We start from the raw sequence: 15,283 nt of genomic DNA on the forward strand, positions 1-15,283 counted from the left end.
AACTCCTAAAGTTCAAGGCTTGATTGAAGATATTCAAACGAATCTACGCGCATCTTATCTAAACTTGCAGACACTCGTTTGTAATCTATCGGGCTGAGCTTTTGATAATGTAGCACCAAATCATTATCGTCAAAACAAATTCTATCTTCGAGTTCCAGGCTTTCTAATAAACTAGCTAAACGAGTAATACCTCGTTTTTCATTTGCAATACAAATAAAATCCTTTTCAAAAATTATAGAAAGACAAATACAGTGGTAAGAATCAGTTACAACAACCTTTGCTGAATATATTGAACTCAACCACTCGCTGACCTCTCTAAAACGCCTTTTGCCAAGGCTTTCATCATAATAGATATTAGTTTGCTGGCACCCTTTATTAATTGAAAGCAACTCAATACTTTTTTTAAATTCCGCAGACATGTCCAACTTGTAGTACGCAATTCCACTGGACTTATATAACTTATCGTTTATTAGGCCAAAAAAGTAATCTGAACCAACTAAGAGCGTCGGGTCCAAAACATGCTCGCTGTTTAAGCTAAACTTTTCCTTACAAATACTTGCACCCGAACGCTCTCTTACCGATATGGCACTAAATTTTGACAGCTCTTTGGAGACACTTGAAACAATTTCAGGCGCTTCCCAGAAGTCAACACCGAAACTTGCAGCATATGCAACTCTTTTCACAGAATCATGGACACCTTTTAAGAAATATGACATTTCAAACGGTTTTGTGTATCTAACTCTCCAAACCTGATCGCTCCCAACAATCACTATATCAAATTCCTCACATAGCTTTATGAAATCATCGTTAGAGTTAACTTCATTGGTTAAGGTCAAATTTTTTTTCCTAAATTTGATGAATGGACCAGCCCCATCTAGATAGCCTTTAAGAGAAGTCAATAAACTTTTTGAAAACAAAAGCCGAAACATGGCTCCAATATAGTCCCTAATAGTAGACGGTGGTGTAGGTTCTATTTGAGGGACAAAATTAATATGCATTGCGTTAAAGCCTAACCTACCTAATGCATTTTCTAATGCGGCTGCTTGCAGTACGGCACCATAATTAAAATTACTATGTTGAAGATTTAATATACCGACATTTATTTTTGACTTCATCTATTTACCCAATATTTTATTTAGAAAGGCTTTAGTACCTAAATGAAGGTAGTCATAATAAACACCAAGTAATTTCATCCTTCGTGAAAAAATCGAATAGCTGTTGTAGTACTTGGCTTTTGAAAATAAGAGAATACTGTAGTGAGACAACTTTTGTCTAAAAACGTATAAGCGCTTTCTTTTTGAACTACTTACGGCCTCCGACAAATAAACCCTGCAGGGTGGAGTCCAACTTGAAGCAGTTTCAATTCTAAACGGCAGTCCATCTCTTCGATGCCTATAGTTGGCAGCCTGAGACTTATAAAAATCTTCTGCTGAAGATTCTTGTGTAAAAATTTCCATTTTGAACTCTTCTATTATTTCGTCTATGACTTGATTTCTTGAAATGAAAATATTCGTACCTTGAAAGTCTTTGATAGACTCTTTTAGCCATGCATCACCAAAAGTCGCATCAGCTAATTCTCCAGCCAAATCATCACAAAAATCGCAGGATTTGTGTTTAAAATAACCGTGGCCCCAATTACTGCCTAAAAGAGATTTATTCCTTGAAGTTTGTGTTTTCCCGTCCAAACCAGTTACGGTGACAAAGTAATCGCCAGCATTATAGCCCTCTTTTTTGACTCGAAAGTCTATATCCGCGAGAGAATCAGGATGTATACCCATTTGCCATCCATAATTTTCAGCAAAGCCGGTCGATTTCATATGACCACATACCAAAGAAAAAGCAAATTTAACGCTATCTACTTTCATAAATTCTTGTAGATGTCTAATCGCCTTTACATAGCATGGAACTCCAATAAATAAAACTTTGTCTTTTGTATTTGTTAGATACTTAATTAAGCCTTCAAAGGTGACTGGATAATATCTTGATTTCTTACGTCTTGGCTGCCTTAACTCATCTGCACTGCGAGAGATTGTGTAATTAAAAAGTGCCCCCTCAGCAGCTCCAACATGCACAACAGAATCAATATACCCTTTCAACAATAGCTTTTCTGCAAACCATGTAGTCAAACCGCCAGAGCTAGAATTCATTCGTTCTTTCTTCGCTAGCACATGCCCAATCTTAACACTACTGTAGAAACCTATTTTTTGAGAGTGCCGAAGACGGCCAAAGAGTTTTAATCCAAGCTCATCTTCACTAGATTTAGAAACGGGGCATACTGCGTCTGCTGAGACTCTCTCTTGCTGTGAAAGGTTATCTTTAATCCTTGCCTTATAGAAACCGCTATCTTGAATAGTTATTTCAACTTTATCGCCTAGTGGGGATTTACACGCTCCACACCCTATGCAAAAATCGCCATCTAAAACGTTTGACAAGCTCATTGATTTATACCTAAAAACTTCTTGAACATATTTTTCGCTCTGAAAAGATAAAAACCGAAAACCATTTCAATGTATTTCATTGTTTGAATAAAATCATACTTGGCAACCGAGTGATATATTTTATAATTTTTATAATCTGTCACTATATTATTTTTCTCTTGAAATCTTGCCCAATTTTCAGCCAACGATTTAAGAGACGCTAACTTAGCTATTTCACTGCCATTTTTTTTCATTGCATCGTGTGGATTGAGGCATTTTATACTATCTACTATCGCCAACGAGTTATCTCCATATTTATTTCTTATGAAGTAAGAAAACCACCAATCTACACCCCAACAGTTAACTTCAGGTCTATAATATTTCATAAATTCAAACAGCGCGTTTTTTTCGAATAATACAAAGGTTATCTCGATAAAATTTGTTGTCCTATAATGACTAAATAACTTAACTTTGGTTGGTGGATGACTTATTTTACCTCTTAGGTCAAAGGCAGGCTGCATCGCTTTGAAAGCATATCTATTTCGAATCTCAAAAAGTGATTCAATCTCTGAACGAGAAATTATTATATCATCGTCAGCCAATAAGATTGAATCATATTCCATCAGTTTCTGGCTATAATTTTTAATCGCATAATCAAAGTTTTGAAGCTTTCCGCCTTTCTTCCGAAAAAAAAAGTCCACCATGCTCTCTTCTTTTATATTTTCTTCGTCACCGTAATAACATGCCCAGATATCAAAGCTGCCGTTGCCACACCAACTTGATATAACACTTTGATCTCCAAAAGAGGTAAATAGTAAATTTTTTTTCTTCATCGGACATCCTTGCTAGGGTAGCGTAACTGTTCAATCAATTTAATATAAATGAAGTTGAATTGTGAGCCTTTTGCGGCTTTGCAGAAAAAAAGAAATACTGCAATGCCGGAAATATTAGATAAAATAATATTAATTAGAGAATATTGGCTTATCGAAAAAAATGAATAATTGAAAAATAAAAATATTAAAAATGGAGGAAGAATTTGAGTTAAAACTTTGGCTATACTACTAAATCTAAGACTCGCAAGTTTTTTCAGTATTTCTATAAAAATTGCTAGTCTTATAAGTTGAATAACAATACTTCCATATGCAATTAGCAGTGGATCTGAATACGCTACTGCAATAGTTAAAACTATTAAACGTAAAATTAAAATAATTGAACTTATAATTATTAGCTTTTGAGGTACTCGATAGATTGTTATTGGTTTAAAGAATGATTCCGATAGACCTATAACTAAGGAGGTTAAAGCGAAATATTTGAAGTATGGGGCAAGCTCCAGCCATTGTTCTCCCAACAGAACTAATACTACGAACTCTGAATGAAAGAAAAATGTTAAGTACACAGGAAGAAGTAAAAATGATTTAATGATCGTTGTTTGAGATAAATTCAATAATAGGATATTGGAAAAGTCGCTTTCAGATGTAGAACGTTTTAGCTTGCTCAAAGATACTTGATTCGCGCTGTCGATAGCCTTAGTTATCTCTAAAGAAAACAACATACATATCTCTAATCCGATGGTAAAAAAACCGACAATTTTTGCCTCAAAATATTTTGTAAGTACAACTATTCCCGATTTTGCGTTAAAAAACTCAACTAACTGATTAATTGTAAACCACTTCGAAAAAGAAAAAATACTTTTGACTTCCTTTAATGAAAAATAACGAGGAACGTAGGGAGCTGAAAACACATAGCTTAGAAGAGTTGATACGAAGGCAGCAATAAGCATTCCAAGGGCAAGAGCCCAATAATTTTCGAACAGCAATGCGAACAAGAGAGTCGCAGAAACCGAAATTACTTTCGTAATAATGGTTACCTTCATAGATGGCGAAAAGTTTTGGTTTCTTGTTTCAACTACTAAGTTTATATTTGAAAGCGATTGAATTACGAAAATGAAAGACAACGCCTTAAGAACCATACTTACATTTGGCTCTCCTAGCCAAGTTGATACTGTATTAGAAGTAAAAAAAATGCTGATTGTTAACAAACAACCGATAGTAGCTTTCACCACAAATAGCGAACCAAGAAAATCATCAGATATATATTTTTTCGTTGTAACATTCTGTCCTATACCAATCTCTTGCAACCTCAACCCCAGATCCTGAGCAACCATACACGCAGCAATGACTGCATAATCCTCTGGACTCAGAATTCTAGCTACGAAAATAGTTCCCAAAAGTCCTAACAATCTAGCCGACATTCTGGTTACGCCTATAATGGCAGAGTTCTTCGCTACTGAATTTAAATTTCTCATGCTTAGTTTAAGACGACTTCGACATATTATGCTTGTCTTTCACGAAATGTTTGGCACAAAATTCCCAACGCACTAATTTTGGCAGTTTTTTCATAATTTTATATTCATCAGGAAAAAGCATAAGGCGAGTTAAATAGAAAGGGCTTTCAGCTTGTGCTAAAAGTGTGGATATCACTCTATCCTCCCCTTTAGTTCCACAATGGAGTTCAACTTCTTTTACGTGTTTTTTCTCAATCGTATTAAAGACATCTCTGATAACAGCAGCACGTATCATATAAAGGCCGCCTTGAGCATACTTATATTGTAGGTGGTGACCGTCACCAACTGCGTCATATTTACTGGTTAACATGCGGCTTAAACGCTTATTACGAAAGAATAGAATATCCGAGTCAACCTTAACAATGAAGTCGTGTTCCTCCGCGTTCTCACATACCTTTAGGAACGATGTGATCTCTGCCATCGTTGTCTCGGTCGACGCCCAAGCAAACTCATAAACCCTATGTATCGCAAGTTTAGGACATATTTTTTTCAACTTATCTATTTGATTTGTATTGAAAGGCGCTTTTTGATCTACAAAAAGATTAACACTGCCAATTTTTTCACTGTCAATATGATTTACCAGCGACTGTATTGATAAGTTCAAATAATCAAAATCTGGCTTATATGAAAAATATACGAAGTGAAACTTAGCATTGGCATTTTTTTTAACTGGTTTGATCACTAGATTGCTTATCCAATCGGCAACTATGCGAAAAGAATCACTTGCCTTTATAGGAACATTAAATATTAACACTGGTTTCTACCTTCGATTTTGAGTCTATTCGCTGCAAACACGCTAACACTGCCAATAGCATATAAAGTATGTCGTAATATGCCATACTTAATAAACTAGCTGAAACTGCGTAGGCAATGAGCGATGTTTTAATAGCTTTACTAAGTCGCCGTATCCAATCTTGGCCACTATTTTTGGATAAATAAGCTGAAAGCCGCCATCCTTTAAAAAGTAATAATAAAAAGAGGAACAATCCTACAAAGCCTGCATCTCCCAACACCTGAAAATAAACACTATGAGCAGCTTTCGGATTGTCAATTGCTGTATTGTAAGTGGAAACAAAATCGAATTTATTTATATCTCTATAATAGTACGCCCAAACATGCCCATATTGCATACTATCTTGGCCTACTCCAAATACAGGATTATCTATAGCTGCAAGAGTTGCCAACTTCCAGGCAGTAACGCGCCCCATAAAAGACTGATCCTGTGCGGCATTTTCTATTGTTCCCATTCTGCTTGACCAACTGGAATAAGAAACGCTTATGGCGGCTATTAGCACAACTGTTCCTGCGAATAGCATAAGTAATTTATATTTAGACTTCCAAAATGTTTCCCACATTACAATAATCAACCCAACAAACCCTCCCCGAGAGAAAGAGCCAATTACCGCTACGAGTGAAGCGCCACTTATCCCTAACGTTCCTAATTTAAAAAATTTTCTGTTTGATGTCGATAATAGGTACAAACTAATAGGAAGCGACATAATTATTGCTAGAGCGAAAAGATTATTGTCTGTCATCATAGAGTTTTTTATGCCTGGGAAGGGATATGTACCGGCAGTGAGAACGAACTTTGAAGCTTCAGCGACGATATTGAAGCCGATTCCGAATACGTATGCATAAAGTAATGCATGTATTCTAGTCTTTGTGGTCATCAAGCATAATATAAGACCACAGAAAATGATGGCTTTTAAAAAATCATTCCATACCGCCCAAGAAGCAAAGCTGTAACTCATAGTCATAGAGTTACTGATTGCAGTCTGTATTAAAAAGAGAACCATTATAAAAAAGAGATTGCTGTGTAAACCTGTTTTCAACTTATCACGGTTTATTACCATCGATATAACAGTAATTAGGGCTAAAAAATATGCATATCGAAGTTCAGCTGCAAATCCAAATAATTCATTTTTTGGGACTGCTGTTATTGTCCATACCCATGCGCATAGCCCTATAAAAGGGTGCCTCAAAGCCAGTAATACAAACGGAAAGAAAATAAGAAAAAATACAATATCCCTCATATCATTTCTTTTTCACCTCGTGGCTATTTTGCTCTTCAGCATCTTCTTTTGCCGCAATAGTCAAATAATAAATTGTCGCAAAAGCACTTAGTAGTAAAAGACCTATTGATAACACCTTAACTCCTTACCAAGGATTATCACTCTCTTCGCGTTTTCTTGCCAAACAAACCTTTTATCTACCACGCTCTGTTTTACTGCGCTTCGCTTCGCGATATGTTTGGTGTAATGGGTAATAGCTTCGGTTAATGTCTCTTTGAAGGCCTGTTGATTTCCTTTTTCGAAGAACAATGCAGTGTTGTCACTTAATATTTCTTCAATATTAGGCGTTCTAGGCGCAATAATCAGCGCTCCAACGGCCATATACTCGAACATCTTTAGGGGCGATGCGTAAGACGTGACATCTGGCTGAAGTGCAATATCGAAATCTTTTACGAAGTTAAGCACTTTTTCTCGGGAAACAAGGCCTTTAAACTCAACTTTATCGGCGATACCCAGTTCCTCCGCTTGAGCTTTTAGTTGAGGTAAAATGGCACCGTCGCCAATGCATACCAGTTTAAGTGGTAACTCTTTATGCTCGGCAATAGCTTCAATTGCTTTGTCCATTCCGTGCCACGGATGGATAAAACCAGTAAAACCAATCGTTATTTGTGCTTTTTCTTCAATATTTGGCTGCGCAAGCATTTCATCAATAAAGTACTGACGCACTCCATTGTGAATAACCTCTATTTTGCTATCGGGCACACCCGCCGCTCGTACATAATCGGCAAGCACGTTAGTCACAGGCAAACAGCAGTCGGCCCCTGTCCACGTGAAATTTTCAATTTTTTGGGCAAAGCTCTTTAGTGCGAGTCCACTGTACCTGCTTCGCTCTTCCACGAGTGGTGCATTTATTTCTAGTATCAATGGCACGTTGAAAAGCTTTGCTGCCAATACACCCGCGGGCTGATACAAATTGTAACGTTCATAAATCACATCGGGTTTAAACTTAATAATGGCAACAGCCAGTTTTATAAACACCCACATGCTATAAGCAAGCTCAATAATTTCATACAACGCATGTGGCAGCGCTTTTTTCAGTTTACTAACAAAACCGCCGTCACCACCAAATTCTGCATTTTCGTTTACTTGTGGCGCCACAAAATGAAGTTCATGCCCTTGTTCTAAAAGTGCGTTTGTGAGCTCTTCAACATGAACATATTGTCCGTCTTTCGAGGCAATTCTATGGTGATACAATATTTTCACTTTCTTGTGTTCCAAAGTGTTTTTCTAAAAATGCGTTAAAAATAAGAAGTGACCAAATAGTCATCCCATGCTCGTGACCACGCTCGTGATGTTCATCTAGCAGTATGCTGATACCGTCTTGAGAAAATAGCCCAGTTTGCGCCAATGCCCCCTCTGAAAGTTTACTTTTCAAACTCTCTTTGGGGATCTGTCGAAGCCACTCATCAATAGGTGATGAAAATCCCATTTTTTTTCGCTTGGTTACGAACGGCGGAAGCAAGTGCTTGAAGCCATTGAGCAATAGTCGCTTGGTTTGGGTCATTGATAGGTTGAGTGATGGAGCCGCTGCCAGCGTGCGTTCAACCAGATGATGATCTAAATAGGGTACGCGCACTTCAAGTGAATTTTTCATGCTTGCACGGTCTACTTTGGTAAGAATACCGCCTGCAAGGTAGGTCTTGAAGTCTATAAGCTGTATTGCTTTAAGGCTGTTAGTGCATCTGCATTTTTTGGCTATATCGTTAAATAGGCTTAAACTACTGTAACCTTTCAATTGCGCTTTTAACTTCGCAGAGTAAAGTCGTGACAATTCGTTTTGATGTGTAATTGAAATCGCATTGTGGTAGCTACCAATGGCACTACCAGCTAAAGCACTTAACGTAGTTTTACCACGCAAAAACTTTGGTGCAGTTTTTAAATTTGGATAGAGTTTCGCTAATGTACCAAACATTTTTCTGCGCACGCCGTCAGGCAAGCACTTACGAATTTTTTCCTCAACCCACAGCATTTTATGGTTACGATATCCATAGAGCAGCTCATCTGCTCCATCGCCAGATAGTGCGACTTTCACGTGCTGTGCTGCGACACCTGACAGTATAAAAGTTGGAATTGCTGAGTTATCAGCAAACGGCTCGTCATAAATATCAACAAGCTTTTCCATAAAGGTTAAGTCATTAATTGAAACACTGGTGTTTAAATGCTTAAAGCCCAACTGCTTGGCTAACTGTTTTGCATAAAAAGATTCGTCGTACTTCGATAAATCGAAACCAATTGAGAACGTATTGATAGGTACTTTAGAGTGCTTTTGCATAACAGCAGAGATAACCGAAGAGTCAATTCCACCTGAGAGAAAACTACCTAAAGGCACGTCAGCTATCATGCGAAGACTAATAGCTTCTTCCGTTAGTCGAGAAAAATCTTCATTTATGTCTTTCTCGCAAGTTATGTCATCAGACACGAAGTCTTCTATATTCCAATAACACTCTGGCGCAACTTCACTGTCACGTGTACTTAAATCTATCGTAATAACATGCGCTGGTGGCAACTTGAAAATATCTTTAAAGATGGTTTTGGGATCGGCCACATAGCCTAGCGAGAAAAAATCTTCTATGGCACAGGGGTTCAAATGTTTTTCAATATCAGGATGCGCAGTAATGGCTTTTAGTTCAGACGCAAATAATAAGTCTCCTTGCGTCGTTTTTGCCCAGTGTAATGGTTTAATTCCTAAACGGTCTCTGGCTACAAATATTTTGTTTCGAGGCTTATCGTAAATGATAAATGCAAACATACCTCGCAGTTTCTGAACCGCAGATGCTCCCCATTCTTTCCAAGCAAATAACAAAACTTCTGAATCGCACTGCGAAGCAAAAACGTGGCCTAAACTCTCTAGCTCAATTTTTAATTGCTTAAAATTATAAATTTCTCCGTTGTAACTTAAGACAATACCGTCACTTTCGATAGGCTGCTTACCATTTTCAACATCTAGAATTGATAATCGCTTATGTCCTAACCCCACACTGCTATCAATATAGAATCCTTCACCATCAGGGCCTCTATGGTGAAGAGTTTCAGTCATTGAACGCAAAGTAGACTCGTCGACTTTTCCGTCAGTTGTCGCTTTTACCCAAGCTACTACGCCACACACGGAAGCTATCTCCTTTGAATTCGCTTGTAGAGTCCATTTAAACCCCAGAAATATCTATGCTTTTTCATAAGGTAAAAAATGCCCGCAAGATGCGAAAAGTGGAATTTATTGAGTTTAAACCCACGCGATAACTCCTGCGCGTCGTGTATTACAGATACGTCAGGGACGTAATGAATTTGGAAGCCAGCCTCCCAAATACGAATGCAGTAATCAACATCTTCTGGAGAATAAAAGATCTTTTCATCTAACATTCCCACCTTATCTACCACGTGCTTGGGTAACATCCAACATGCAGATATAGCATAATCAACCGCTTGGGGAGCGCTGACTAAAGATAAGTCACTGGGTTTCTGTTCCATCTTCTTCAAAAATAGGAAACGCTTTGCTTTACCCCATAGCGTAGGAAACTTGTCGCACGAAAGTTGGAAATTACCTGATGCGTAAGTCACTTTCGGCACAGCTAAGCCTACTTGCTTATTTTGATCTAAATAGCTGATTAATCGCTTAAGTGCTTTTGCGTTAACATAAGCATCCGAATCTAAAACCAACACGTGTTTGCCTGATGCTCGCTTTAATGCTTGATTTCTTGAAAATGTTGTACCGGTGTTTTCACCAAGATTTATTACATGAAGTGCACTACCAAACTTGTCAGCGTATTGATTTATACATTCAAGTGAATTATCCACCGACCCGTTTTCAACGACAAAAACCTCGCCGATCAATTCTGCACTTTGTAACGCGTCATAAAGAGCGGTTAAGCACTTACTGATATGCTGTTCAGAGTTAAAAGACAGAATTACTACTGAAATATCCACTTGTTTACTCACTCTTTTGTTGTTCTTGTTTTAGAAGTACTTCAATCAGGCGTTCTTGCGATACATTTTCTGTACTTGCAGCATATAATGCTTTACCTCCGAAGTCATCTAGCGCTAATTTGCTAAGTACTTGTAAGCTCTTTACCTTTATCGGGTTTGCAGAAAATTCGTTACCAACTTTCCAAAGATAAACCAAGTTAATTGACTTACCTATTCCATTTTTTAGCACCAGATATTTGTAATGAATTCGCTCGTTTGCATATTTGTGTTCGAGAACTTCAGATTTAGCAACAGACCATACTTCAGGGTCGTAGGCTCTGTTACTCCATGTTAGCAGCTCTTTTTTCTCACCCTCAGTTAAGTATTTGATTTCATGAAAAACTACCATTTCACCTTTTATGGAAAGTGTTTCTGTTCGATATTCGTCATAGCCCGAATAAATAGGCCGCCAACCTGCAAACAAAGATATGACGCTAGAGTTTTGTTCTTCGACTGTTTGGCTGGCAAGAGCAAATGTCTTCTGACTGCTGAAAATAAGCATGAATAACGGCGCCGAACCAATAATTAAGAAACTGGCTAAGAAGCGCTTTTTAGGGATCCTTAGCTTTGCTGATTCATCGCTAACTCTAGGTAACTTTTTACCATCATAAAAAAGCCTTGAGAACATGAGTATCAATGCCGTAACAAAGAAAAAGAATACCCATCCGTAAACAAGGTGGTCAAAACCAACTGCGGCTTGCATATTGCTTACATGTCCAATGTAAACCATTATAAATGCACGCATACCATTCGCTAAAATTGGAATAACTATTACACTCAGCATGAACGCAACTTGCTTTATGCGTGAGCGAATTTCAAGGTGTGCTATGAGTAGCCCTATAGTAATAGTGGAGAAAAGAAACCTAATACCACTGCACGCTTCAGCAACGTGGAAAAGGCCTTCTGGTATCTGTAGATACCAGCCCTCTCGATAAACTGGAACATTTACTAACTTAAGCATTATTACCGTTAAGTCTGCCGTCACCTCTTGCAGATGCGGAATCATAAACTCGCCAAATGGTACTGAAAGAATCAAAAAGAAAAGTGGGAATAGTAGATGCTTTAATGTAATTAAACCAAAAACACTCCAAATAAAGAAAAGAGGCATAGACATGAGCGCAAATTGTTGCAGGGCATTTATCAGTGATAACTTACCGATAATGAAGGCTACTGCCGCACACAATAGCCCAAGCAACCCTAAGCAAGCGTCTACCCGACTTCTACGCGCAAGCGCGAAAGCAAACCGCTTGCGGTATATTAGCCAGACCGCAATGGGTGCAATTAATACTGCATGTTCAAATGTGGTCGATTCAAACCATGTTGTTACAATGCGTTCAAAAGTATAGAAGTAAGCAAAAAACCAAAAGAACGTTAAAAAAGCTAGGCTGCCTGCATGCGCAGGCGCTATTGTAACTCTAGAAACTTCTCTTGGTGCATCACTTGATGTAAACGTCATACATGCTACCCCAGTTAAAATCCTTTAACAGCATTTCAATTTTAGATTCCATTCTTGAAAGGTTGATGTAATGCCTGAATTTGGAGCGCCAATTTGCATCATTTACGTAAGGCTGCTCAGGATCTATTTCCCAAGGATGAAAATAAAAACTGTATGGTGCAGTTTCGTGTTCCATGAATGCCATAATGCGCTTTTTAGAAAGCCAATAAGGGTACAGTCTGTAAAAGCCACCGCCTCCTATTCCGACATTAGCTTCCTTTTTTCTAATAGTGGGTATAGGAATTTCTATAATTCCTTCATCACGTTGGTGTTTGAACCGTGGCCAATCAGGTACACCATAGAGGTCATGCATAATGGGATAAGTACTTGAAGAATAAACAAACCCCTGTTCTGCTAACACTTCATAAACCCACGTATTGGTATCGTTAACTGAAAAACTTGGTGCTCGATACCCTTTAACAGCCGTACCACTTACATCCTCTAAAATAGCTTTGCTTTCATAAACGTCTTTATCAAACTGTGATCTAGACATTGTTGTCGCACGTTGATGTTCAAGTCCATGACTAGCTAATTCATGGCCTTCATTTACAATCCGTTTAATTACATCGGGGCAGCGCTTCGCAACCCAACCCAATGTAAAGAAAGTTGATTTGACATTGTGTTCAGCAAACAAATCTAAAAGACGATGTGTATTTTTCCCAACTCTTAGTTGCTGAGAGTCCCAGCTATCTTTTGCTATTACGTCTTCAAAAGCTGAAACCTGAAAGTAGTCTTCTACGTCTACAGTCATTGCATTAAGGCGATTATCTAACTTCATACTTATCGCCCTTTACCAAACAATACAATTTCAACTGTACGAATTAGAATGAGAATATCGAGTAGTAAACTTTGATGCTTTACGTAGTAAAGATCAAACTTGAGCTTTTCCATAGAATCTTCAACGCTGGCGCCGTAAGGGTAATTAAGCTGTGCCCACCCAGCCAAACCAGGTTTAACATTATGGCGCTGATTGTAATAAGGCACTTCGCGTACTAGCTGCTCTACAAATTGCGGTCTCTCTGGGCGAGGTCCGATAAATGCCATTTCACCTTTAAACACATTTAAAAGCTGTGGTAATTCGTCAACGCGGTATTTTCTGATGAAATGTCCAATACGGGTAACACGATCATCGTTCTTACTCGCCCATTTAGCGCCATCTTTTTCTGCATCAGGTCGCATACTTCTAAATTTAATTATTTTAAAAAGCTTTCCGTTTAATCCTACTCGCTCTTGCTTATAAAAAACTGACACGCCTGTTCTTCGGCCATCATCAAGGTAAATAATCAGCGCCGTTGTGAGCATAATTGGCCAAACGAAAAGAAAAATCAGGAAAGCTAAAATAGCGTTAAGTGTATAGTCGAGGGCATCTCGCAAGTAGTTCTGGCTTTGGAACCCATTCGAATAAATGACCCAGCTAGGATACATAAGGTTTACCACAATTTGCCCTGTTTCACGTTCCATGAAATCCAATAGCTCGGTAACTTCTATGCCTCTAAGCCGACAGTCAAAAAGCACTTCTACAGGAAGCGTTCCACGACGTTGGTCGCAAGCAATGACTATTTCTTCTATTTCATTATCTGCAATGAACTGTTGAAAACTCTCGTCTACTTTAAGATGAATAATCTTCTCTTTTCGAATTCCGTCTTCGCGATTGTCTCCTGGAATTGGGATGAACCCTACAAGCTCAAACCCAATTCTATCCACATCTCTGCGCATACGCTTTTCAATAATTGAAGCTCTTTCCCCTGCCCCAAGGACTAATATGCGCACTTTCCCTAGGCCTAACAAGCCAAGACGGTTTGTGAAATACCTGAAAACAACTAAGGTTATAATAATTGAACAAACCGATGCCGGCAGGAAATAAGAATCCATAACCAAGTCATCAAAAAATGCTCGACTTAGCACTTCGACTAAAAAATAACTCAGTCCCACGCTTACGAATATGCGACGGATGATCCCCCGAAAAGTTTCTCTTAACTTCGCTTCATACAACCCAACGGATAACGAACACAACAATATTGAAACTGTAAGCATTCCTACGTTGATTATCAGTTTTTCCACCGCCACATTTGGCGACATTCCAATTTGCGTAAGGATAAAGTGAGAAATATAGCCCATGTAAGCAATGAGCAACGCTTCTGTTATTACTAGTATATTTGAGCGTTTATTTTGATTGCGCTTGTTTACTGCCACCCCTGGCCCCCTAAAACTGCGGCGTTTTTCCCATCATAAAGGGATTTATTCCAATAGACTACAATTGTTATTGGCATTATAGTGACATTTACCGTAGGGTAAACGGCAAAAGCCATAAATTAACCATAATGAGTGTAGGATGATCTCTTATGTTCCGCTTTAAAAAACTAATAACGTGCTGTGCTCCACTTTTACTTATCGGTCTTAATGGTTGCAGTAACACTGGCATCCTGCCTGAAGCAACTACCCGACCTTCACTAACTACCAATGTTAATGATTACCAATATTTAATTGGCCCAGGTGATTCCCTAACTATTTTTGTTTGGAGAAACCCAGAGGTTTCTGGCAATTTTATTGTTCGACCGGACGGAAAGGTGACCACTTCTCTAGTGGAAGATATTGATGTGGCTGGTAGAACACCAACAATGCTTGCAAGGGAAATAGAAGAACAGCTTTCTACCTACATAAACAACCCGAGAGTGACGGTAAGTGTGAACAATTTCACTGGTCCTTTGAGTGAACAGGTTCGCGTGATTGGTGAAGCTACAAATCCAAGTGCTGTAAGTTACTCCGAGCACATGACGTTACTGGATTTAATGATAGCCGTAGGTGGTTTAACGGAATTTGCAGACGGAAATAACGCGAAACTGGTTCGAGTAATCGCCGGAAAACAAAAAACGTTCGAAATAAACATTGACGATTTGATTAGAGATGGTGATATCTCAAAAAATGTCGATATGCTACCTGGTGATATTGTAATTATTCCAGAAGCTTGGTTCTAGTTGTAAAGCAGTAAACGGAA

13 protein-coding genes are annotated in these 15,283 nt (G+C 38.4%); 1 reads left to right on the forward strand and 12 read right to left on the reverse strand.

Going from position 1 to position 15,283, the window contains the following annotated elements; translation table 11 throughout:
* Window positions 1–5: 5 nt before the first annotated feature.
* From MASE_RS13150 to MASE_RS13205, 12 genes are all read right to left on the reverse strand, one after another.
* Window positions 6–1,115, reverse strand: a complete 1,110-nt coding sequence (locus MASE_RS13150; protein ID WP_014950234.1) for a polysaccharide pyruvyl transferase family protein — start codon at window positions 1,113–1,115, stop codon at window positions 6–8.
* A complete protein-coding gene (locus tag MASE_RS13155) occupies window positions 1,116–2,438 on the reverse strand; it encodes a Coenzyme F420 hydrogenase/dehydrogenase, beta subunit C-terminal domain (protein WP_014950235.1) in 1,323 nt (440 codons plus the stop codon).
* A complete protein-coding gene (locus MASE_RS13160; protein WP_014950236.1) occupies window positions 2,435–3,250 on the reverse strand; it encodes a hypothetical protein in 816 nt (271 codons plus the stop codon). Before MASE_RS13160 ends, MASE_RS13155 begins: the two co-directional genes overlap by 4 nt.
* Window positions 3,247–4,722 carry an oligosaccharide flippase family protein gene (locus MASE_RS13165; RefSeq protein ID WP_041693527.1) on the reverse strand — a complete coding sequence of 492 codons (1,476 nt, stop codon included), beginning with the start codon at window positions 4,720–4,722 and terminating at the stop codon, window positions 3,247–3,249. Before MASE_RS13165 ends, MASE_RS13160 begins: the two co-directional genes overlap by 4 nt.
* A gap of 7 nt (window positions 4,723–4,729) precedes the next feature.
* Window positions 4,730–5,515, reverse strand: a complete 786-nt coding sequence (locus tag MASE_RS13170) for a hypothetical protein (protein WP_014950238.1) — start codon at window positions 5,513–5,515, stop codon at window positions 4,730–4,732.
* Window positions 5,502–6,794, reverse strand: a complete 1,293-nt coding sequence (locus MASE_RS13175) for a putative O-glycosylation ligase, exosortase A system-associated (RefSeq protein WP_014950239.1) — start codon at window positions 6,792–6,794, stop codon at window positions 5,502–5,504. The genes MASE_RS13170 and MASE_RS13175 overlap by 14 nt, the downstream gene beginning before the upstream one ends.
* Window positions 6,795–6,896: 102 nt before the next feature.
* The gene (locus MASE_RS13180) at window positions 6,897–8,036 is read right to left on the reverse strand and encodes a glycosyltransferase family 4 protein (RefSeq protein WP_041693529.1); all 1,140 of its coding nucleotides are present in this window, start codon (window positions 8,034–8,036) and stop codon (window positions 6,897–6,899) included.
* Entirely contained in the window at window positions 8,014–9,939 is a 1,926-nt protein-coding gene (gene asnB, locus MASE_RS13185) for an asparagine synthase (glutamine-hydrolyzing) (protein ID WP_014950241.1), read from the reverse strand. The genes MASE_RS13180 and asnB overlap by 23 nt, the downstream gene beginning before the upstream one ends.
* 5 nt (window positions 9,940–9,944) lie before the next feature.
* Complete coding sequence (locus MASE_RS13190; RefSeq protein WP_148275226.1) at window positions 9,945–10,754, reverse strand: glycosyltransferase family 2 protein; 810 nt, start codon at window positions 10,752–10,754, stop codon at window positions 9,945–9,947.
* Between the two features lie 4 nt (window positions 10,755–10,758).
* Window positions 10,759–12,249, reverse strand: a complete 1,491-nt coding sequence (gene xrtA, locus MASE_RS13195) for an exosortase A (protein WP_014950243.1) — start codon at window positions 12,247–12,249, stop codon at window positions 10,759–10,761.
* A complete protein-coding gene (locus MASE_RS13200) occupies window positions 12,230–13,066 on the reverse strand; it encodes an XrtA system polysaccharide deacetylase (protein WP_014950244.1) in 837 nt (278 codons plus the stop codon). The genes xrtA and MASE_RS13200 overlap by 20 nt, the downstream gene beginning before the upstream one ends.
* A gap of 2 nt (window positions 13,067–13,068) precedes the next feature.
* Window positions 13,069–14,481 carry a TIGR03013 family XrtA/PEP-CTERM system glycosyltransferase gene (locus tag MASE_RS13205; RefSeq protein WP_014950245.1) on the reverse strand — a complete coding sequence of 471 codons (1,413 nt, stop codon included), beginning with the start codon at window positions 14,479–14,481 and terminating at the stop codon, window positions 13,069–13,071.
* Window positions 14,482–14,630: 149 nt separating this feature from the next.
* Between MASE_RS13205 and MASE_RS13210 the strand changes: the two genes are divergently transcribed.
* Window positions 14,631–15,263, forward strand: a complete 633-nt coding sequence (locus tag MASE_RS13210; protein ID WP_014950246.1) for an XrtA/PEP-CTERM system exopolysaccharide export protein — start codon at window positions 14,631–14,633, stop codon at window positions 15,261–15,263.
* Window positions 15,264–15,283: the final 20 nt, after the last annotated feature.

This window comes from Alteromonas macleodii ATCC 27126 (genome assembly GCF_000172635.2).
Taxonomy (GTDB): domain Bacteria; phylum Pseudomonadota; class Gammaproteobacteria; order Enterobacterales; family Alteromonadaceae; genus Alteromonas; species Alteromonas macleodii.